13 protein-coding genes are annotated in these 22129 nt (G+C 62.6%); all 13 read right to left on the reverse strand.

Features of this window, described 5'->3' with window-relative positions:
* Positions 1-40: 40 nt before the first annotated feature.
* Positions 41-1057: a phytanoyl-CoA dioxygenase family protein gene (locus DOM33_RS03090; protein WP_110665707.1), complete on the reverse strand. Its 1017-nt coding sequence runs from the start codon at positions 1055-1057 to the stop codon at positions 41-43.
* 146 nt (positions 1058-1203) lie between these two features.
* Positions 1204-2238, reverse strand: a complete 1035-nt coding sequence (locus DOM33_RS03095; RefSeq protein ID WP_110665709.1) for a glycosyltransferase family protein — start codon at positions 2236-2238, stop codon at positions 1204-1206.
* A 72-nt stretch (positions 2239-2310) separates the two neighbouring features.
* Positions 2311-4803 carry a glycosyltransferase family 2 protein gene (locus DOM33_RS03100; protein ID WP_110665710.1) on the reverse strand — a complete coding sequence of 831 codons (2493 nt, stop codon included), beginning with the start codon at positions 4801-4803 and terminating at the stop codon, positions 2311-2313.
* A 13-nt stretch (positions 4804-4816) separates the two neighbouring features.
* Complete coding sequence (locus tag DOM33_RS03105; protein ID WP_162617873.1) at positions 4817-7441, reverse strand: alginate O-acetyltransferase AlgX-related protein; 2625 nt, start codon at positions 7439-7441, stop codon at positions 4817-4819.
* Between the two features lie 129 nt (positions 7442-7570).
* Entirely contained in the window at positions 7571-10651 is a 3081-nt protein-coding gene (locus DOM33_RS03110; RefSeq protein ID WP_110665714.1) for a glycosyltransferase, read from the reverse strand.
* Positions 10648-12810, reverse strand: coding sequence for a coiled-coil domain-containing protein (locus DOM33_RS03115; protein WP_110665716.1), 2163 nt, complete (start codon positions 12808-12810; stop codon positions 10648-10650). Before DOM33_RS03115 ends, DOM33_RS03110 begins: the two co-directional genes overlap by 4 nt.
* 139 nt (positions 12811-12949) lie before the next feature.
* Complete coding sequence (locus DOM33_RS03120) at positions 12950-15631, reverse strand: glycosyltransferase (RefSeq protein ID WP_110665717.1); 2682 nt, start codon at positions 15629-15631, stop codon at positions 12950-12952.
* Between the two features lie 98 nt (positions 15632-15729).
* Positions 15730-16608 (reverse strand): glucose-1-phosphate thymidylyltransferase RfbA, encoded by an 879-nt coding sequence (gene rfbA / locus DOM33_RS03125; protein ID WP_110665719.1) that lies wholly within the window; start codon positions 16606-16608, stop codon positions 15730-15732.
* Positions 16609-16690: 82 nt separating this feature from the next.
* Positions 16691-17554: a glycosyltransferase family A protein gene (locus DOM33_RS16095; protein ID WP_162617874.1), complete on the reverse strand. Its 864-nt coding sequence runs from the start codon at positions 17552-17554 to the stop codon at positions 16691-16693.
* Between the two features lie 43 nt (positions 17555-17597).
* Complete coding sequence (locus DOM33_RS03135) at positions 17598-18389, reverse strand: hypothetical protein (protein ID WP_110665722.1); 792 nt, start codon at positions 18387-18389, stop codon at positions 17598-17600.
* 211 nt (positions 18390-18600) lie between these two features.
* Entirely contained in the window at positions 18601-19488 is an 888-nt protein-coding gene (locus tag DOM33_RS03140; RefSeq protein ID WP_162617875.1) for a class I SAM-dependent methyltransferase, read from the reverse strand.
* A complete protein-coding gene (locus tag DOM33_RS03145) occupies positions 19489-20655 on the reverse strand; it encodes a nucleotide sugar dehydrogenase (RefSeq protein WP_110665725.1) in 1167 nt (388 codons plus the stop codon).
* Positions 20656-20732: 77 nt separating this feature from the next.
* Entirely contained in the window at positions 20733-22079 is a 1347-nt protein-coding gene (glmM, locus tag DOM33_RS03150; protein ID WP_110665727.1) for a phosphoglucosamine mutase, read from the reverse strand.
* Positions 22080-22129: the final 50 nt, after the last annotated feature.

The raw sequence follows: 22129 nt of genomic DNA on the forward strand, positions 1-22129 counted from the left end.
CGTCGGGCGCTTCGAACGACGCCCGAGCACGAGCCCCGGGCTAGAGACGTCGCTGGTCGATCACGTGCCATGAGGACTGGCCGCCCTGCGCCGCGGCCTTGGCATCCGCCCGATCCCGCTCGCGCTGGAGAACGCGATACTGCAGCCGGTTGAAGGCGTTGAAGCCCAGGCCCGGCAGCGGCAGAAACGGGTTGGTCCGGCTCATGCCCCAGAGCGCCAGGCGCGAACTGCCCGGCTCGGCGTTACCGCGGGCGTGCACGCCGAAGGTATTGCCGATCAGCAGCGTGTTGCCCTTGACCTTGAACGCCGTGGGACCGGAAACGCCGAGCCGCTCGGCCTCTTCCGCGCTGACCCGGAACGACCCCCGCGCCGTGTAGCGATCGGCGTGCTCACGCGCGCGCAGGCTCATTTCGTACTCCCACTTGAGGCGCTCGCGGTGGGGATGATTGGACCCCGGGACGAAGACGAAGGGGCCGTTGACGTCACTCACCTCTTCCAGATAGAGCCAGAATTTCATCGTCGGCTGAAAGGTATCGACGTGAAGATTCTTCTGCGGGTCGCGCTCGGTGACGCTGTCACGGCTGCCGTTGTGCACGTTCTCGATATGGCAGATCGGCAGTCGAGCATGGCCGGCGCAGTAGCGGAAGAGCCGTTTCAGTGACGGTTTCTCGAGTACCGCCTTGACCTCGGGCAGCGTCTCGAGCACCTCCGGGGAGAGCAGCACGCGGTGCGTGCGGGTGTCACCCTGCAGACACTCCCGGATCTCCCCTTCGTAGTGGCGAACCGCCGTGACCAGGCGTTCGAACTGCTCCTGCGGCAGGTAGTTCTCCTTGAGCACATAACCCAGGGTCTGGAACTGCTCGCGATCCGCCTTGGGAACGCCCGGGGCGAAGAACGCCATGCGCAGGCGCGAGATCCAATACGCCGCCCAGACGCGTCCGGCGTGCAGGCCGTAGCGATTCAGCCGCTCACTGCCGATGATCGGGTTGGCAGCGAAGGATTTGGCCCCGGTGAAGAGTTCACCCAGCCAGAGGGGATAGCGTGTCCAGGGTTTCATCAGCGTTGGCCTCCCAGGAAAGTCGCGAGCGATCGGATATCGCCCGGGTTCGCGAGCCGCGCTCGCGTCTGTATGTAACGCCGCGGTTGCATCGGCTCGCGGACAGACTCCCGCCCATGAGGGGCGGAGCCGATTCGAGCCCGTGGCTAACCCCGAGTCCGCCGCCACCAGAACGTTCTGGCTTTCTCGGGGTCGCCAATCGCGGCGGCGGTATCGGCGGCAGCGCGGGCCAGTCGATGCGTGTCCCGCGGGTAGTCGACCAGGCGCTCCAGCGCGGCCTGCCAGGCCCGCGGGTCATCCGCCACGAGCAGACCGTCCCGACCGTCGGTAATCACGTCGGCGTACGGCTCGCGGTCGCTGTAGAGCCCGACACCGCCCATGACGGCGATATCGAGCACCTTGATCCACGACTTGCCTCGATTGAACGCCGAGGGCCATAGCGGTGCAAGGCCGATGTGCAATCGCCGCCCGCGCTGGTAGTCGAGAAACGCCTGCCACTTGAGCGCCGTCGGGCACGCGACCCGTTCGAGTTCACGCAGTGCCGCCGGCGTGTTCTCGCCCAGCATGATCTCGAAATCGCTCTCCGGCCTGGCGGCGTGTACGGCCTGAAGCGCCGGAATGAGGGCGCCGAGATCTCCCAGATGCGCACGGGTACCGTGAAAGCCGATCTCGCGGCGCGCGTCGCCGTGGTGATCGAGCGACGGCAGCGGGGATATCAACGAGGGTTCGAGCACGCTGACGCGGGGATGATGGTGGCGCGTCACCTGCGCCAGCGCCTCGCTACAGACCACGACCTCATCCGCCAGCGCGAACAACCTCGGCTGCACATCGCAGACGAGGGCCAGCATCCGTAACCGGTACTCTTCCGGCACGCTCGGATTCCGCGCCGCGGCGAGCAGATCGTCGTCCACGAGATAGTAGATCTCGCCGAACCAGCGCCGGTAGCGCTCGAGCCAACCCAGCCACGGCTCCTTCAGCGAGCGGGTGACGAGAACGTTGACGTGGCGCCAGCGCCAGGCGCGCCACGGCCAGTCTCGCCAGGGCGAGCGGTCCCGCGTGTCGACGCGCGCGGTGTCTATGCCCTTTTGCCTCAGCCACTCGGCCACGTGGCTGAAGTAGATGTCCTCGGTCGGTTCCGCCCCGTCGCTCAGCACCAGCCAACCGCTGCTGGCCCCGCTCAAGGATGACCTCGACGCCGGCGCGTCTCGCCACGTTCCCCACAGCGTGACCGCCCCCCAGGCGGCGACTCGCGATCAGCGCAGCGAGAAGTCTTCATAGCTCAGCGTCAGGTTGGGGTTGTAGGCCGGATCCTGCTGCAGGGCATCCCGCCACTGGCGACGCATGTAGTCCACTTCGCGTTTGGCGCGGGCCTGCTTGACGGGGTTGTCGTCGGCGCCCCGCGAGATCGACTCGTGATGGTAGAGCTCGGCGAACGGCGTCCAGAGATTGCGATAACCGCGCTCGCGCACCTTGAGACAGAAATCGACATCGTTGTAGGCGACGGTCAGCTCGCGTTCGTTGAGCCCCTCGACCTCGTCGAAGATCTCGCGGCGCACCAGCAGACAGGCCGCCGTGACCGCCGACAGGTTCTGAACCAGGCAGAGGCGATTCTGATAGCCCGGGTGCGTTCGCGGGAAGAAACGGTGGGCGTGTCCGGCGACGCCGCCGAGGCCGAGTATGACCCCGCCGTGCTGCACGGTGTCGTTGGGGTAGTAGAGCTTGGCGCCGACGCAGCCGATCTCCGGGCGGCAGGCGTGCGCCACCATCTCGCTCAGCCACGTCGGATTGATCGGCTCGATGTCGTTGTTGACCAGACCGATGACCGACCCCTTGGCATGGCGAGCGCCGAAATTGTTGATCGCCGAGTAGTTGAACGGCGCATCGAAACTCAGCACGCGCACTCGAGCATCCCGCACGATCGTATCCATGTACGCCAGCGTGTCGGCGCAGGTCGAGCCGTTGTCGATGATGATCACTTCGTAGTTCGGATAGTCAGTGACCGCCAGCAGCGTGTCGACGCAGGGCTTGAGAATCTCGACCCGGTCTCGCGTGGGGATCAGCAGACTGACCAGGGGGGCCGGCGTCGGTACCGGCCAGGTGACACGATAGCCCGTTGCCGCTGACGCTTCCTGGGCCGCCACCGGCGCGACGGTCGCGCCGGGGTCGAGGCGCTGGAGGTGCGCGACGAGCGCCTCGGGCCGGCAACCCGCCCCGCCATTCAGGTTGTCCCGCGCGTTGTGGTAGATCACGAACGGCACGTGATGCAGCCGCGCGGCGTCCACGCCGTGGGTCACCGCCAACAGCAGCCGGTGCAGATCGAACGGCGCGCGCTCGAGCATCGCCAGGTTCGACTCGAGCACATCGAGCGAGAACGCCGAGGCGTGGCCGATGTAGTTGGTCGAGAGCAAAAAGTCCGGGTTCCAGCTCGGCTTGAAGTTCGGTCGCGTGCGTTCGCCGCTCTCGTCGAGAACATCTTCGTCGCCATAGATGAGGGCGGCATCGGGCGAGATCTGGCAGTGGTTGGCGAGGTGAAAGAGCGCGTTCGGCGCCAGCCGGTCGCCGACGCGCAGGAACACCGCGTAGTCGCAGAGCCCTTCGCCCGGCTGACCCGCCAGCGCGATCGCCTCGCGGGGGCTGGCGACTCGACGCAGGCGCTCCTCGCGGGCCGCGAGCCGAGCGGCAAGCCCTCTCTCGCCCGCCTCGCCGTCATCGGGAACCGACACCAGGCTTTCCGGCAGAAAGAGCTGCCAATGGGGATAGCGCTGCTCGGTGATCGAGCGCACGGAGTCGAGCAGCGCGCGATGCGCCTCCGACTCGCCGGAGGCGGCCGCCGTGCCGTCGTCGACCAGGACCACGGCGATTTCCGCCGGATCGAAGAACTGCGACTGCTGGCGCGCCACCTTGTTCGCCGACGGCTCGCGCAGCATTTCGATGTGCTCCTGCCAGTACTCGTAACTGGTCTCCGGCGCACAGTGAATGAACGTCGCTTCGTAGTAGGCGCCGAGGAGCTTCTTCCAGCTGATGCCCTCCTCTTTGCCCTCCTGCTTGAGGGCGCGAACGATCGCTTTCTCGTTGACGTCGTCGAAGCGTTTGTCCGCGTAACCGATGCGATTGATCATGCGGGCGTAGGCGAAGCGCGGCGTCAGCCAGACGAAGTTGAAGTGATCGATCCGAAACTGACCCTGCTGGCCGACCAGCGGTTCCAGCCGAATGCGTCGCGTGCCGTAAGGCACGAAGCAGACCCGCTTGGAGACCTTGCCCCGGCGGATGACCAGAAAGATGCTGTGGCGCCGCTCGAAGCCGCGCCCCATGTCGAAGGTGATGCAGGCGGCGGCGGCGCGCAGGTCGTGGCTGACGCCGAGCTCGATCATGTTCCAGCCGGCGGTGGGCCGATCGCCGAGGAGGATGAAGCTCGCCTCGCCTTCGCCGACCCGCCACTCGAAGGGTTCGAGCGGTGCCGCGCTCTCCGGGGGACCGTCCGTCGCTCGTTCGTCCGCTGGCCGTTCACCGGCCAGTGGCTCGTCCGGCTCTCGCCTTCCCGCATCAGGGGTATCCGGCTGGGCCGCGCCGGGCGGCGGCGTTTCCAGCGCCGGGGCGTCGACGCTGCCCGCCGCGCGCTCCCTGGCAAGCGAGAACATCTGGCCCATCGGCATCAGGCCGGGGATGGTCCGAAATCGCGGGTAGCGCAGACGCAGCTGGCGCGAGCGCCTGGCGACGCGACGTTTGGGGGGCGTTGTCGGTTTCATCGTGTCGTGGGCTTCATGGTGAGTCACCTTCCGGTCGAGCCTGTGACAGGGGGCTTTTGTCCCGCTCGCGTTGGTAGAGGGTTTCCCAGCGTTCCCAAAGGGGGCGAATGTCGGGTGCGACCCGGTTCTTGTCGATCTTGCGCCACGCGTCGGCGTCGAGCGAGGCGAGTTTCTCCCGCAGCGTCGTGTCGAACGAGAAATCCGTCGTCGGTGCCCGGATGGCGAAGCGCGCCGTGGTCTGCATCACCAGGTAGTCCGGCGCGAACGCCTCGACCAGCGAGGGGTCGAGGTTGCCGGCCGTATGCACGAAGATCAGCCGTGCGAAGATCCGCGAGAGATAGTTGAAAAGGCCCGCGCTCGAAGACGCCCCGCAGAGCAGCAGCGTCGCGTCGCTCAGCGGCTTGGGATTGTCGAAGATCGCCAGCCGGCCGAAGTTGGGCACGGCGTTGTCGTAGACCTTGTGCTTGGCGTTGGAGAACGAGCCAAGGATCTCCACCGGTTGGCGAACCGGCGGCTCGAGCTTGCCACCGAGATCGCCCAGATGATCCACCGTCCGATAACTGTCCTTGGCGAAGCGCTTGTTCACCGCCTTGCGCCGCACGCCGAAGGCGACGGCCAGCTCGGTCGCGGCTTCCTTCGCCGCGCGATGGGTCCAGTGGGTATCCGTGCGGTAGAAGGCGTCGTCACCCAGGGCCTTCAAGGCATCGAGCGGATAGAGCGTGTTCCCCGGTGCAAGCGTCAGGATCTGGTCGACCGGCGTGGTGGTCGCTCGCGGGGAGCCGTAGGCCTCTTCCAGCACGGTTTCCTTGGAGGGCGTGATCAGAACGCGATGCTCGATACCTCTGGCCACCGCGGCCTGGGCGAGGGCGTCGAAATAGACCCGCCAGCTCGCGAGCCCGCGGCGGGTGAGCAGCAGATTGCCGCGGTGCTGCTCGGCGCTCAAGTTGGTGTCCGCGCGTAGAAAGAGCCAGTCGTGTTTGCCGACCAGCACCTTATCCGCCTCTCGCACGGTTGCGGTGTCGCCGCGAACCTTCAGCGTCTGCAGGGGCCAGCGCCGACGGCCGATCTCGAGTTCCAGCTCGCAGCGTGTCACGCCAAGCGGCAACAAGAACTGGAAGCCGCACTGGAGCTGAGGGTGGCTAGGGGCGTCATCGAAGCCGAAATGGGCCACCACATCAGGACGCTTCTTGGTGAACGCCTGCTTGAGTTCGTAATCCGGTGCCCAGCGCGCTACCAGCCGGGCGGCGGCGTTGAAATCGGCGAAGGCGTCGGTAAGAAAGAGCCATCCCTGCACCAGAACCTGCCCCGCCTCGACTCGCGCCGGCCCCTCGGCCTTGGGATAGTCGATCACCCAGTGGCGAACCGGAGAAGCGGGCTCGCTCGGCTTGCGAGAAAAGAGCGACCACTCCTTTTTGGCCGCGGGGGCCTTATTCTCTTTCGGTGCCTGGGACGCCGCCTGCGCCCCGACCGCGGGGGAGGTCTCCGTCGAAGGCGCCATGTCCGCCGACAGCCCGCTACCCGCTGAGAATTCTTGCCCCACTGTGGGCGCTTTCTGCGCTGACGGCGCTTTTCCCGGTGAAGGCTCTCTAACCGCTGAGGGCGCTTTCCCCGCTGAAGGCTCTCTACCCGCTGAAGGCTCTCTCCCCGCTGAGGGCTCTCGCCTCACCAGCGGCTCCTTGGGTTCCCGAGGCGCACGCCAGGTGTGGCCCATCGGCAGGAGATTCGCTGTCGCATCGCCGCGAAGGCGGCGGTGGAGCTCTATGATGACCTCGAGCTCGGCCAGTGCATCGCGCACGCGCGGCGCCAGCGCTGCCGCCAGCGTGCAGGTGTCGTCGTTACGATCGTGGCGCTCGAAGTAGACGGCGGTCTTGGTATAGCCCACGGTCGCCGCACTGCCGCGGCGCGCCTTCTTCAGCACGAACTCCTCGACCGACTTCACCAGGTAGTGGTTGAGCCGTACCTCGTTCCAGACGATCTCTTCGGAGAGGCCGCGACGCGGCATGCCCTCGCGGGAGAGGCGAAACTCGAACGGCTCGCCTTTGGCATTGCGCATTTCGCCGCGAGTCAGTTCGGGGTGATGCGGGTTCTGCATCCGCGCCAGCGCCGAGCGCCGCACGATCGATTTGTAATGGTGATTGGGACCGAAAGCCTGCTTGGCGCGCCGCTGGAACCGCTCGATCACCAGACCTTCCTGGCGAAAGCGCTGGCCGCTGGAGCCAAAGCAGCACCAGTTGAGACTGACGGCGCCGATGGCGTCATCCGCGAAGCGCTGCTCCAACCAGGCATGCAGCCGCGCCCGCGGGTCGGTGTCTTCCTTGCCTTTCGGCGGGACAGGCAGGATGTATTCGTCGGCGTCGATGAAGGCGATCAGCTCGACGTCCTCGGGACAGAGCGCGGCAAGCTTCTCGTAGGCGAGCAGCTGCGGGGCCCGATCCGATGGCGTCGGCACGTCGATGACCTGCAGCCAGTCGTCGTCTTCGGCATCGCGACTCAGCGCTTCCAGCATCTCTCGAGTGCCGTCCTGACTGCCGTTGTCGGCGATGAGAAAACGGTCGGCACCGACGACGCGGTGATAGGCGATCCACTCCAGCAGGGAGTCGATCTCGTCTTTCACAATTGCCGCAATAGCCAGCTTCACCAATGACTCCCTTCACAATCTTCCGTCGACCGGGTTCGCGCGATTCGCGCCCCCGTCATGCCCCTACCCGCCGTCCTCTCGCCCGTCATGCTCTCGCCCGTCATGCTTTCGCTCGTCATTCTTGGGCAGTCACTCGCGACGGCCGAGCAGAGTCGCATAGGCCTCGTCCAGTGAGGCGACATACCGATCCCAGCCGTAGCGGGAGACGGCCCGGCGGCGTCCCGCCTCCCCCAGCGCCAAGAGCCGGCTGGGATCAGCCGCCAGCGTGGCGAGCGCCTGCGCCAGGGCATCGGTATCACCGAACGGGACCAGCCACCCGCCGGCTTCGCCCTCGCCCGCCTCGGCGCCGACGACCTCCGGCAGCGCGCCGCGATGATACCCGACAAACGCCCGGCCCGCGGCCATCGCCTCCAGCGCCGTACGGCCGAAGGACTCTTCGAAGTGGGCCAGACTGAGCACGACCTGCACCCGCGTCAACGCCTTTGCGGGTGACGTTATGTACCCCGCCAGCGTCACTCGGCAACAGGCACGCTGCGTGACGCGATCAGCCAGCGCCTCCAGGGCCGGCGTCGGCGTGCCGAAGACGATGAATTCGACGGCCGCCTCGCGCTCGCCCAGCGCGGCGGCCAGGGCCTCGAGATCGGTCAGCCCCTTGTTGGCACTGGCGCTGGCAAGAATCCCCACCCGGAGCGGCGCGTCGGTCGTGCCACCCGCTACCGGCAGCGCGAGGAGCGGGTCCATATCGATGGTGTTCGATACCGTCGTCAGCCGCGCCCCCGCCGATTCGTTCGGACCAGCGGTAGTGGATGACTCACTCTGCACGTCGGTCGTGGTTCGGGTGAAAGCCGACTGAATGGAAGCCTCCTGGATGAAAGCCGCCTGGGTGTATGCCGAATTGGCGATCAGCAAATCGGCGCGTTCGCGCACGGCGGCGATGATCGTCTCGGCATCGGCATTGAGCGTGTCGCACAGAATGGCGTCTGCCCTTGGCAGTTCGCGCAGGTGAATCCCGACCGGTACACCGCAGCGACGCGCGGCGATCAGCGGCGCCTCGAGCACCAGGCTGTTGAGGGAGACGGCATCGACCTGGAAGCGTTCGATCAGGTGCGAGAAGTGATCGACCGTTCTCGGCTCCGCCTCACCGCCGAGCTGCCACCAGCCGTAGGGCAGGATTGCCACGGCGTGGCTGATCGTACGCAGCGTTTCGAGATACTCGTCGTTGACCGCACTCGGCAGCGCGACGATGAGCCGATACCCCGATTCGCATAGCCCCCGCGCCACGTCGAGCAGGCTTCGCTCGGCGCCGTAGAGCTGAACATCGGCCTGGTGGCCGCACAGCAGGAGCGTGGCCTTCGCCTCGGTTGGCACGTGCCTGCCCTCGAACACCGGCAGCGGATCACCGCGCTGCGCGACCGGCGAGACGAGCCAGTGCGTCAAGGCGTTTTCCAGCGCCACGGCGCCGTTCAGCGAGCGCGCGTAACCGGACTGACTGAAATCCGGACCGGGGTCGAGCCCCTCGAAGCGCCCTTCTCGCCAGTAGTGATCGAACGCCTCGACGCGCGTGTCGTGTAGCTGGGGGTGGCGGCGTAGATACCAGCCGGCATCGAACAGCGGCGAAGCCTCGAGGCGGTCCCGCTCGTCCACCGCCTCGCCTTCGCGTACGAGGGCTTCCGCTGCATCAGGCTCTCGCAAAAACTCTGGCGGTGCCGGAAACGGCCGATGGCGTCTACCTCGCTCGCCGGTACGGGGTAGATAGAGCGCACCATCGGCGCAAGCATGCCAGCGTCGGGCGGCCGCCATGTAACGGCCACGGGCGCCTAAAAACTGGCTGCTGAGATGCGTCTCTCCGTGCTGGCTGAGCGAGGTCTCCGAGGCCCGCCCGAACGCCAGCGGCAGCGCTGGCGCTACCGGGACGATCGCCTCGACCCCGTACGCCACCTCGATGCGCGCGAGATATTCGGAATCCGCATTGACGCGCACCTCGTCCCAGAAGCCGAGCCGGTCGACAACCGCTCGACGAAACATCAGCGACGACAGATTCCGGTGGACCCAGCCCTCGTCGTCCTCCAGTCGCCAGCGGTGACACCAGAGCGCCGGCGTGGCCCGCGTCCAGTGGCTGATCGCAGCGACCGGTGTGACGGCCCTTTTCTTGCGTGACTTTCTCGCCCTCGCTTCGGCGTCGTTTAACGCCTCGACCTGACTCGCGATGCGGTCCGGGTGCGACCAGTCATCGCTATCGTGCGTCGTGATCTGTTCGCCGTTCGCAGTGGCCAAGCCAACATTGCGGGCGGCGTACGCGCCGCGGTTTTCGGCTTGCAAGATAACGGTATAAGTCATCGACGCCGGACATTCCTCTCGCAGCCGATTCAGCACCTCGACGGTGCCGTCATGACTGGCATCGTCGACGACAATGATCTCCAGCGAGCGCCAGGTCTGCGCAAACAGACTGCGAATCGCCGTGGCGACGGTTTCCGCCGCGTTGTAGACCGGCACGATGACGCTGACGAGCGGCCCGCGGCGTCGATCACGCGAGCGCTTCAACGCCACCAGCCGATCGAGCGCCGGTGCCGCCCCCTCCGTCAGCGTCAACGTGGAAACGCGATACGATTCGAAGCAGGCGTTGAGTGGGACCAGCGCCCTCGCGGGTGGCATTCCCGCTGCCAGGTTCCGATTGAGCCGGGCCAGCGCCGCCTCTGCACTGCCTGGCCAATCGCGCTCCAGCGCGGAGACGATCGCCTCTTGAAGCGTCGGATCCGCATCCAGGCGCTGCAGACACTCCAGCGCCAGCAGCGCCGGTGCCGGACCCCGTGGCCAGTCGATCAGCGCGTCATCGCTGAAAAGCCAGCCCAGCGCCGTCTCGGCCTGCCCTCGCCAGGCCGTCCAGCGCGCCAGCGCCCAGCGGGCGTGATGGCGCTCCTCGCGGCTTGCCGAATGATCGTCCGCCAGCCGCTCTAGCCGAGCCAGCATCACCGGCCCTGCCCCTCGCCAGAGATGAAAATCCCGGGCGAGCGCGCGGTTGCGACGCGGCAGGCGTCCCTCGTACTGCCCGAACCGAAGGTAGTGATCGAGCGGTTCGAGTTTGGCCGCGGCAACGTCCGGATAGGCGTGCAGGTACCACTCAGCGTCGAAATCCACGCGAGCGGACGCCCCGGCGGCATCCTCTTGCCACCGGGGCGCGCTCTTCAGCCAGCGCTTGAGCGACGCGATCATTGCGGACGCGGCTCGCGCCCTTCCTTGATACCGTCGCGAATGTAGTGAAGCAGCGGGTTGATGCCGGTCAGCGCGACGTCGGGATACGCCTCCAGATACCCGGCGCTGTCGAAATGCGGCGAAGGGTTACGCCCTTCGAAGCCGCCGAACTTCAGGTAATGCAGGGCCGGTTTGCTGGCGTAGTCGGCATCGTTGGCGAGATCCGGGTATTGCTTCAGGTACCACTGGCCGTCGAAGAGTTCGCTGGATTCGACCTCGGCGATGGTCTCCTCCTGGCGCTTGCGCTGGCGTAGCTGCTCGCGGCGTTTTTCGGATTTCGCCCCCAGCCCGGGGAGCGGCAGCCTGCCGCCTGCGAAGCCCGACTTGCGGGCCCGCGCCTGATCGCCAGCCGGTGTCGGATTCAACTGTTCGCGAAGCGACTGCAGCTCGCGGTCTTTCTCTTCCATCGCCGCCGTGAGATCGCCGAGCTCGTCGAAACGGCTCGCCAGGGATTTCTCGCGCTTTTTAAGTAGCTTCTTGAGTTCGGCAAGATCTCGCTCGGTCGATTTTTTGTCTTTCTTTGCCGAGGCCAGTCGTGCCTCGAGCTGCATCAGTACTTCACTGTCCCGAGCCTCACGCTCACTGGAACTTGTACGGAGCTGTTCGGCTTCAAGGGTGCGTCGATCAAAGTCGGCTTGGAGACGAGCAATAACTTCGGTTTTTTCCGCCTCCTTTTCATGGGCATAAGTACGTAGCCGCTCGACTTCGGCGCGCGAGCTGTCAAGCTCCACCTTTGCCTGCTGTAGCTCGGACTCGATCCTTTTACCTTCAGCTGATGACAGTGCCGAGGTGTTTTCGAGTTGGCGAGTCAGCTTGTCACGGAGCTTGCGAAGCTCCTTCATCTCGACTTTCTTGTCTTCGTTACGCTGGTTGTAAACTTCCGCTCTCTGTTTGTAATACTCCTGCTGACGATCCGCCTCTTCGGCGATGTTGGTCATCGTCGCCAGTTCGCGAAAGCGCGTCTGAATGTTCTCGTCGCGCTCGGCGATGACACCTTCGAGGCGCGTCTTCTCGCTTTCCGCCTGCGTCAGGCTCGCGGTCACTTCGGTCAACCGGGCTTCGAGCGCCGTAAGATCGGTTTGCAGCTGGTCGCGCTCGAGGCTTGCCGCTTCCGACATCTGGGTCAGCGTCGCGATATCTTCGAAGCGCGTCTGAATATTGCGATCGCGCTCGGCGATCTGCGCTTCGAGCCCCTGAGACCGATGCTCGGCCGCGTGCAGTGCTGCGCCTTTCTCACTCAGCTGCGTTTGAAGCTGTGCCAGCTCCGTCTGCAACGAGTGCGCCGACCCCTGTGCATCGGCCAGTTCTTCAGCCAGGTGAAGCTTGTCGGACTCCAGACTTTTCAGCGCTTCGTCACGGGATTCGAGCTGCGTCGTCAAATGCGCGACGGTAGCCGCTCGGTCGTCACGATCCTGTATCAGCGTTTCGACCTGCGCATCGGCACTGCGCAGTCTTGCCGTTTGCTGATCGGCAAGTACCTGGTCCGCGCAGGCACGGCCAAGCCGTGCAAAAACCTCGCGAACAGTTCTCGCCGCCGTGGGCGCGCTCCAGCGGGATATCAGCGTTTCCAGCAGCTCCGGCAGTCGCTCACCGACCATGACCACGCCCAGGCCATCGCCGTGATGAAAGGTGATCGAACGATAGACCATCTGGAGCTTGGCAAACTGCTCATGGGCGAGGCAGCCCGGCTCATGGCGGTTGATGCCGGGAATGAGCACGATGCCGCGCTCGGAGACGCGATCGATCCAGCGATCCAGCACGTCCTCCATGTCTTCATCATCGATGTCGAGATCCAACGCCAGCAGATCGACGCTGCCGGGCTCGATCTGCTTGGCCGCTCGCCTCGGATCGACCCGCAGGTCTCGAGACAGTGCGCCGTAGCGGCGATCTGCCAGGGTGAGAACATCTTCGGCGTCAGGGCTTTTGTGGTCTGCGACGAGCAAGCATTCGCCGTGAAGCTCGAGCCGGTTGACCGCCTGACAAAACGTCAGATGCGGGCTGCCTTTTCGGGCGCCCAGCGTGACCGCGCGCGCCGGTGCCGCCACCTCGAACAGCCAGAAAACGAACGGCAAATGCTCGAGCCAGGACGACGGCTCCAGGTGATCCGGGCGTATGAACATCGCCCCTCGCGCCAAGGACTGGAGCGGTGCACTGCTAGGTGCATTGTTGGCACTTTTGCTCAACTTCATCGTTTACCCTTGCTTCTGGACTTCTATTCGAAATTAACGATTCTTATTTGCTATTCCCAGCGACCGCCGTCTAGACAGTCTGCCCGACTCCGAGCCTCTCCCGATGCGCTTCGTAGCCGAACGCGTCGATCACGAACTGGGTCGAGCGTTCGACCTGGCGGCGATAGGCTTCGGGGTCGGCGTGCAGTCGTTCGATGGTGTCCTGCACCGCTTCGGGCGCGGCGTAGATGGCGGCGTCCTGGAACAGTGGGCGGTACTTGGGATCGATGATCACCGGGACGCCGACGGCCATCGCTTCGAACATTACCCGCCCGAACGCCTCGATCCAGTCGGAGTGGGTGTAGTAGACGTAGAAATCCACGTCCTTGAGGAACTCGGCGGGCTGAATCGAGCCGAATTCATGTACTACCCAGTTAGCCGGCAGCTGCCCCAGCACGGTGGTCGGGGCACTCGCCCCACCGAGAACGTGGATCTGATAGCGGTCGTCATCCGGGTAGAGCGTTCTCAATACCTCAGGAGACTCAGGCCACTTTACGTACTGATCCCGCGAGTGGCGGCCGATCTTGATCGGCAGGCCGCCCGGCGTATGCGCCGGGCGCTGCCACTCCGCCACATTGATGATATTGACCCAATCCTCCTCGGCCAGGTCGATATCCGCGAGCTCTTGCGGGTGGTGCTCGAAGAGCGATTCTCGTACCAGCGGACCGATGGGGTACCAGCGCGCGCCCTCCCCAAACGTCTCGACGATGTGTCGGTGACAGGTGGGGATGTCGTAGAGCGTCTCGCCGGTTTCGCTGTATTCGCGCTTGGGCGGCTGGTTGACGATCACCGAGATGCGCTTGGCCTGCACATTGGGGATTCGATCCTGCAGGCGCTGCACCACCGGCGGATGGCGGATCACCAGGTGATCGCAGGTCACCGTTTCACCCTGCACGACGAACGAGACCAGCTCACCGTCGACCAGCCGACGAATGTTCTCGTTGATCTTGCGGCCAGGGTTGAGGTCGTAACGCGGCAGATTGAGCAGCCCGGTACGCAGGCCGAAGTAGCGCTGCGCCTTGATCTCCTCGATGTTCGAGTGACTGGTGCCGCCGGGCAGGCGAAAATCGGACGCGATGATGACATCGAAATGCGTACGACTGACGCCCTTGTCCGGCAGCATCGGCGCGGGGCGCGGGAAACGATCGCCATCCGTCTCGGAGTCGGCTGCGTAGCGGAGCGTCGACGCTTGGCGCCGCGCATAGGCTGCAGCCTCGTCGTACTCCTTCCTCGCCCCCGTCTTGAAGCCGAGATAGCCGAAGGCGCTGTCCGAAGTGAGCGACCCCGGCACCTGACGCTGAAAGCAGAGCGGTGCGCCATCGAGGGTGACGACGGCCTCAACACCGAAGGCGACACGCAGGCGCGCCAGGAATTCGGAATCCGCCGCGAAGCGCACCTTGTCCCAGTAGCCGAGTGCTTCCGTCACCGGCGCCCGCCGGAACATCAGCGACGAGAGATTCATCAGCACGAAAGTGCGGGACTTCGGGCGCAGGTAGATGCGCCCGTCCTCTTCCAGGCGAATCTGGCGCGAGAGGTTGGCGATGACCTCTGGGTTAGCGTCCAGCTGCGCGGCCTGCAGCTCGATCTTGCGCGGATGGGACCAGTCGTCGGCATCGTGCGTGGTGACGTAGTCGCCAGTGCAGTGGTTCAGCGCGTGATTGCGCGCCGCGTACGGCCCCTGATTGACCGGGTTGCGCAGCACCTTGATGCGGGCATCGCGCGCGGCGTAACCCTCGGCGACCGCCACCGTCTCATCGGTACTGGCATCGTCACTGACGAGAATCTCCAGATCGCGATGAGACTGCGCCAATAGCGATTCGAGCGCGGTGGGTAACGTGCGCGCCGCGTTGTAGACGGGGATGATGACGCTGACCCGCGCAGTAGACGCCCGTGACGGCTCGGCGTGAGCGCTCAACCGCTCGTAGAAGCCCTGCGTGTGCGCCGCTGAGGTCAGCGATACCGGTTCGAGACCGTGCTCGGCGTAGAGCGCGTTCACGACCCCAAGTCGCGCCGTCATGTCCGGCTGGGCGTTGATGCGCGCCAGCGTCCAGTCGTCATCCCGAAGGGACGGCGGCACCTCAGCGAGTACCGTCAGCGCCTGTGCCGGCCGCCCGGCGTTGGCGTGCACCTGAGACAGCAGACGCCTGGCGCGGGCCTGCAGCGCCTCATCCTTGGTGGAGTCGATATAGGCTGCGAGGGCGACCCGCGCCTTCTCCAGCATCTCTTCACCCGGCTGGGCGGCGTACCAGACGCCAAGCTCCCACAGTGCCAACTGCCGAGGGTAGCCCATTTCGTCGCAGGCGATCGCCTCGAGCTCCGGCACCGCGATGCGCGAGAACTCCAGGTCGTAGATGCGCGCCACGATATCCTTGATGCGCTGATCCTGCTTTTTCTTGGCGCGCCGGCTCTGCTGTCGCGTCGCCTGGACAGTGCGTTCGGAGACTCGCGGCGCGGGCTTACGCCCCTCGCGCATGCCGTGCATCAGGTAGTGAAGCAGCGGCCCGGATGCCTGTTGTCGCACATCCGGGTACTTCTTCAGGTAGTAGGCGGGATCGAAGAACGGCGACGGCTGACGCCCCCACGGCTCCCCGTACTTCACATAGTGCAGCACCGGATCCAGACCCGAGCGCTTCACGTCCGGGTAGCGTTTGGCGTACCACTTCTCATCGACGAAACCCGAGTCGCGTAGAAACTCGATCTTCTTCAAAAACATGCCGTCATCCCTAAGTCTCTTCGACGTGATGTCAATAATCCGTCACTCCCCATCGAGCCTTCGTGCTCGATGCGGCTCCATTACGAAACACTTCGACTTCAGTGCCACTGCTCGGTGAGCCGAAACAGATAGTCACCGTAACCCGTCTTGGCGAATCGCTCGGCCTGACGCCCGAGCGCGGCGTCGTCGATCCAGCCCTGATTCCAGGCGATCTCTTCCAGGCAGGCGATCTTCAGCCCTTGGCAATGCTCGATGCTCTGCACGTACTGGCTGGCCTCCATCAGGCTCTCTGGGGTGCCGGTGTCCAGCCAGGCGAAGCCACGCCCCAGCTTCTCGACGAAGAGATCCCCCCGCGCCAGGTAAGCGTTGTTAACGGAGGTGATCTCGAGTTCGCCCCGTGCGGAGGGTGTCACCCGGCGGGCGATCTCGACGACGTCGGCGTCGTAGAAGTAGAGCCCTGTCACCGCGTAAGGCGACGGTGGCTGGGCCGGTTTCTCTTCGATACCCGAAACCTGACCACGCTCGTCGAACGCGACGACACCGAAACGCTCCGGGTCTTTCACCCACTGGCCGAAGACGGTGGCGCCCGTCGCGCGTTGGGAGGCGAGACGCAGCTGCTCGGAGAAATGCTGGCCGTGGAAGACGTTGTCACCTAGCACGAGACAGACCGGGTCATTACCGATGAAGGTTTCGCCAATGAGAAATGCCTCGGCCAACCCTTTCGGCTCGGCCTGCTCGGCGTACTCGAAGACGACGCCAAACTGGCTACCATCACCCAGTAGCTGGCGATACTGCGGCAGCGCCTCCGGCGTCGAAATGATCAGGATGTGGCGAATACCGGCCAGCATGAGGACCGAGATCGGGTAGTAGATCATCGGTTTGTCGTAGACCGGCAGCAGCTGTTTGGAGGCCCCCAGTGTCATCGGGAACAGCCGAGAGCCGGTACCGCCGGCCAGCACGATTCCTTTACGTGTCATCCACCACTCCAGATTGTATAAAGCTATGACTTACCCAGTGCAATCACTGACGCCAACACGAGCAAGATTCTTTATTACAGCGTTATAAATCGAAATTGGAAATCGAAAACGCCTTGGCAATGTTATCCTTTTTAACTTGCTCCAGCACCTTGTGCCTTCCCGCCAGAGACGACTTGCGCTGAGCCTTCTCCCCTTTCAAGACCAGGTTATTGACCCCGTGGTTGAGATAATAAAAAACCGCGAAGAAAGGAATTTTTTGCGCGCACTTGCCGTTTTCGCGCATTGTCTCTGGCAGTGTAACGTGATCGCGAATCCGATGAATCAGCGTCTCTTTGTCGGAAGAACTTTCAGGGAGTTCATCCTTCGTCAGCCATACTGCCGCACAGGAGCCGCAGTGCTCGTAAAAAGGAGTCGTCCCTTTGAGGGCACCAAGGGTCTTTGAAGGCACATCGTAAACGTAACCCTTGTCGACAACATACCCGGCTCGGTTATCATCCGTTAGAATGAAATCGCAAACGTCTTTATGTACCAAGTCATCGGCATCGAGCATGAAAAAATAAAAACCCGACAGCTCAGTCTTTTTCAAAGCTGCAAGTGTCAAGCGTCTCTTTCTTTGCTTATCACCGCTATATCTAGACACTTCCGTTGGCCTCGCCCAATTAGCGCGAATCCAGTGCACATTGACACTTCTTTTCTTGAGACTAGGTCGATCATGACCCGCAATCAAGACGATAAAGTTTTTGTTCGTCTGATTTTCCAAGCTTTTTATCGTTTGATTCAGATTTTCTTGAACCACTTGCCACTGCTCAGGTGCCGTCTTGGCGCGCAGGGAGATCCCAAATACGACAAGTGGATCCACTAGACTAGTAGCCGATGCATTGACTTCGCTTACGAATGAAGCCATGCGCTCTTCAAATCGACTGGTTATGTTTTGGGATTTTTCCATTAAAAAATACCATTAATAAGACGAGTAAAGCGAATCCAAACGTTTAGCCATTTGACTCTTCGAACAGGGCGTGGAAATCGAGCAATCCAAAGCGCGTTTCCAGCACGCGCTGCTTCACCTCTGCTTGCGGGCCATTGTCGACGGTATCGTTTTTCATTCCTTTCTTCGAAAACTCGAGGCTATCGGTATGATTCACCAGATAGACGACGAACCCCGCGTCATCGCTCTGCACGCTCTTGACCTTCTTGCCAAGCGCTTTGCACTGAATGTCGAATTCTCGGTGCTTGTCAAATTGGGAAAAAACGGTATTGACGTCATCCCAAGATGAGGGTAGCTCTTCATTGGTAAAAACCGGGAAAAAACAGGAACCACAGTAGCGCGAAAATCGTTTGGAAATGAACTCCATGTCACCGTTACGCATATCCAGCTTATAGCCTGAATTGACAATGACCGAAACATCCCCGCCGGACGAAAGCACCTTCTCGACCAGTGTCTTATCGATCAAATCGTCGGCGTCTATGTAGCCAAGTCGATTGGTGTGATTGCCCTGGCTTTTTACCCATGCGGCAGCCAGCCTTCTTTTCTTGTGCTTGTCATTGCCCCTACCTTTCGTATTGGCGCCCGGGGGCGCAAACGGCGCCTCGACGAAGGTAACCGCATCATCCCCCTCGATGAACTGCGGCTTCTCATGCCCTGCAATTACGATATGGTAATTTTTACTGGTCGAGTTCTTTATCGAATCAATGGTATTGCTCAAGAGAGCGCATACAGCATCCCAATCAGTAGCGTTTTTGCGCGACTTTAACGATATGCAGAAATAGATCATCTCAGCCATACACACCCCGCCTGCTTAGCTAAAAAATTGAAAAATTATCGTTCTTCCCCATCTTGGCAGAAGACAAAGTGAGCATCTTGCGGCTATCACCATGCCACTCAGGCTTGCCCAAACGGCTTGAATCGACCGACAAAGCGGTAAGCATACCGCAAACGGCAAAACGCCCGCAGGGCAAGCCGGCGGGCGCTGATGTCTCATCCGATGCTTTTCGTCACGGGGCGTCATCAAAGGCCACGATCGCCAGCCCCTTTTCCATCGGCCGCTGTTCGACGGTTGCCGCTTGATGCTCGGCCCACGCCTCGATGATCTTTTTCTCTTCCCACCGTCCCGCGTCGTCCAGCCAGACGCTACAGCCCGATGCGAGCTTACCAGCCAGGGCCGGCAGCGCTGGGTATCGCGCGAAGCGACAGGTGCCGGCAGGTGGGCCATCGACCAGAACGAAATCGATCGCGTCAAGGTCTTCCAACAGGGGCACCGGATACCAGTGGGGCACCGACTCATCTCCAATCGTGCTCTTCGCCCCTTCTTCCGTCTCAAACGCCAGGTGAGCGCCCTGCCAGGGCGCCAATTCACCAACGCGCAGATCGACCCATTCGAGCAAACCCTCGCGCTCGAGCGAGCGGCGCGTCTCTTCCGCGTAGTGCGGTGAGTGCTCGAACGAGACGAGCCTGCCCTGCCCGATCTGCGCCAGCGCATCCGCGATGACCAGCGTGGAAGAACCGCTGCCGAACTCCACGATCAGCCCAGGGCGATTCGCGCTGACGGTCTCGTGCAGTTCCAGCAGGATATCCGGCGAGAGCGGCCAGCCACGTAGCGGTGGCAGCCGACCCTTGATCGAGAGACGCTGGGTCAGCCAGTGGAACGCCTCGAACTGACGATAGAGCTGGAGGTTCGACTCCCGCTGCCTGGCAAGCAGATTGGATTCGAGCTTGTCGATCCGTGACTCCAGCGCCTGCAGCGCTGACATGACCCCGGCCGACCTATCGTCACTTGCCTTTTCGTCGAGTGGCATCGAATCGACCGGGTGTTCGTTGTCGCTCATATCGTTACCCCTGGATGGCGTTGCCGGGCCAGGCGATCCTTTCAGACCGATGGCCAATCAGTCCTGACCGAAGAGATCCCGCGTGTAGACCTTCTCGCGAACGTCCGCGATCTCGTCGGTCAAGCGATTGGCGACGATAACATCGCAGCGCTGCTTGAACGTTTCGAGATCCTTAAGCACCTCGGAGTTGTAGAATTCGTCTTCTTCCAAAACCGGCTCGTACACCACGACCTCGACGCCTTTGGCCTTGATGCGCTTCATCACGCCCTGCATGGCGCTGGCACGGAAGTTGTCGGAACCGGACTTCATGATCAGCCGATAGACGCCGACGACTTGCGGATTGCGCTTCAAAACCGAACCGGCGATGAAATCCTTACGCGTACGGTTGGCTTCGACGATGGCACCGATCAGGTTGTTGGGCACATCTTCATAGTTGGCGAGGAGCTGCTTGGTGTCTTTCGGCAGGCAATAGCCCCCGTAGCCGAAGCTGGGGTTGTGGTAATGCATGCCGATGCGCGGGTCCAACCCGACACCTTCGATGATCTGCTTGGCATTGAGCCCGTGCGATTCAGCGTAGGTATCCAGCTCGTTGAAGTAGGCGACACGCATGGCGAGGTAGGTATTGGCGAACAGCTTGATCGCCTCTGCCTCGGTGCTATCCACGAACAGCGTGGCGATATCCTGCTTCTCCGCGCCGGCCTTCAGCAGCGCCGCGAAACGCTCGGCACGCTCGGAGCGCTCACCCACCACGATACGTGACGGATGCAGGTTGTCATAAAGCGCCTTGCCTTCGCGCAGGAACTCCGGCGAGAAGATGAGGTTGCTGGTGCCGAAGCGCTCGCAAGCTTCCTTGGTGTAACCCACTGGCACGGTGGACTTGATCACCATGACTGCGTTGGGGTTAACGCGCATGACGTCCTGAATCACCGATTCGACGCTGGAGGTATCGAAGTAATTGGTGACCGGGTCGTAGTTCGTGGGCGTGGCGATGATCACGAAATCCGCATTGGCGTATGCGGACTCCTTATCCAGCGTCGCCTGGAGGTTCAACGACTTCTCGCGGAAGAACGACTCGATCTCCGCGTCTTCAATGGGCGACTGGCGCGCATTGATCTGCTCGACCTTCTCGGCCACCACATCGACCGCAACGACTGTTTGATGTTGGGCCAAGAGAACGGCATTAGAGAGACCTACGTAACCCGTACCCGCGACGGCAATTTTCATTTTCAACTTCCTTATCGATGCTTTCACGATGCCTTGACTAGTGCCCCCGCGAGACACCGGCGTCGTACTAAAACGGCTCAGCCTACAGAGTGACGAATCTGATCTGCAATCTTCGTGGCTGACGCCTCTGCGGTTTCGGCGTCGATCGCCTCGACCATGACACGGATCGCCGGCTCGGTGCCGGACTTTCGCAGTAGAACGCGGCCATCATGACCCAGCTCGCGCTCTACTGCAGCGACCATTTCTTTCACCTCTGGTTGGGTGAGAGGATCACTACTCTGGCCCGCTTGGTAACGAACGTTAATCAACGTCTGCGGCAGTTTGTCCATGCCCTGCTTGGCATCGAACAAGGTGAGATTTTGCGAGACCAGGCACGCCAGCACTTGCATGGAAGCAACGATGGCATCCCCCGTAGAGGCATGATCGAGATTGATCAGATGGCCGGACGTCTCGCCACCGATGCGCCAGCCGTTGGCCTCCAGCTGTTCCATCACGTAGCGGTCACCCACTTTGGCGCGCAAAAATGGCACACCCAACGCCCCGAGTGCTTGCTCCAGCCCGAGATTGGTCATCTGCGTACCCACGACCCCGCCGCTGTAGCCCCGCGCTTTGGCTTGACGCGTCAGCAGGTACAGCAACTCGTCCCCATCGACGACCGCACCGGTGTGATCGACCATCATCAAGCGGTCCGCATCCCCATCCAGCGCAATACCGAGATCCGCTTTGTGGGATACAACCGCCTCGCACAGGCTTTCCATCGACGTCGCACCGCAGCGCTCGTTGATGTTGAAGCCATCTGGCGTTGCGTGAATAGCGATGACTTCCGCACCAAGTTCGCGATAGACGGCCGGCGCCACCTTATAGGCAGCGCCATTGGCGCAATCCACCACGATCTTCAGGCCGTCGAGGCTCAAATTGCCCGGCAACGCCGCCTTGCAATATTCGATGTAGCGCCCCGAAGCGTCATCGATGCGTCGAGCTTTACCCAACCTTTCCGGCGAAACACAGGTCATTTCGCCATCGAGCGCAATTTGCAGGTAGCGCTCGACCTCTTGCTCTTGCGCATCCTTGAGCTTGAAACCGCCCTTCCCGAAAATCTTGATGCCATTGTCATAAAACGGGTTGTGGGACGCACTGATAACGACACCTGCATCGGCGCGGAAAGTAGATGTTAGATAAGCAATAGCTGGCGTGGGAAGCGGACCGACCAAAGCGACATTAACACCTGCAGAAGAAAACCCCGCTTCCAGTGCAGACTCCAGCATGTATCCACTGGCGCGGGTGTCCTTCCCTATAAGGACTTCACGAACCCCTTCAGCGGCGAGTACTCTACCTGCCGCCCATCCAATGGCAAGTACAATTGAGGGGGTCATAGGAAATTCGCCTACTTTAGCCCGTATACCATCAGTTCCAAAATAAGACACGAAGCAAAACCCTCAGCTAACCGGATACAACGGAATAAAAATAAACCAGC

Source organism: Salinicola halophilus, from assembly GCF_003206155.1.
GTDB lineage: Bacteria > Pseudomonadota > Gammaproteobacteria > Pseudomonadales > Halomonadaceae > Salinicola > Salinicola halophilus.

What these genes read in the sequence shown, in the direction of transcription:
- DOM33_RS03110 (WP_110665714.1), bottom strand. Translation starts at nt 10,651, where the DNA reads ATGATCGCGTCGCTCAAGCGCTGGCTGAAGAGCGCGCCCCGGTGGCAA.
- DOM33_RS03100 (WP_110665710.1), bottom strand. Translation starts at nt 4,803, where the DNA reads ATGAAACCGACAACGCCCCCCAAACGTCGCGTCGCCAGGCGCTCGCGC.
- DOM33_RS03115 (WP_110665716.1), bottom strand. Translation starts at nt 12,810, where the DNA reads ATGTTCATACGCCCGGATCACCTGGAGCCGTCGTCCTGGCTCGAGCAT.
- rfbA (WP_110665719.1), bottom strand. Translation starts at nt 16,608, where the DNA reads ATGACACGTAAAGGAATCGTGCTGGCCGGCGGTACCGGCTCTCGGCTG.
- DOM33_RS03145 (WP_110665725.1), bottom strand. Translation starts at nt 20,655, where the DNA reads ATGAAAATTGCCGTCGCGGGTACGGGTTACGTAGGTCTCTCTAATGCC.
- DOM33_RS03135 (WP_110665722.1), bottom strand. Translation starts at nt 18,389, where the DNA reads ATGGCTGAGATGATCTATTTCTGCATATCGTTAAAGTCGCGCAAAAAC.
- DOM33_RS03090 (WP_110665707.1), bottom strand. Translation starts at nt 1,057, where the DNA reads ATGAAACCCTGGACACGCTATCCCCTCTGGCTGGGTGAACTCTTCACC.
- DOM33_RS16095 (WP_162617874.1), bottom strand. Translation starts at nt 17,554, where the DNA reads ATGGAAAAATCCCAAAACATAACCAGTCGATTTGAAGAGCGCATGGCT.
- DOM33_RS03120 (WP_110665717.1), bottom strand. Translation starts at nt 15,631, where the DNA reads ATGTTTTTGAAGAAGATCGAGTTTCTACGCGACTCGGGTTTCGTCGAT.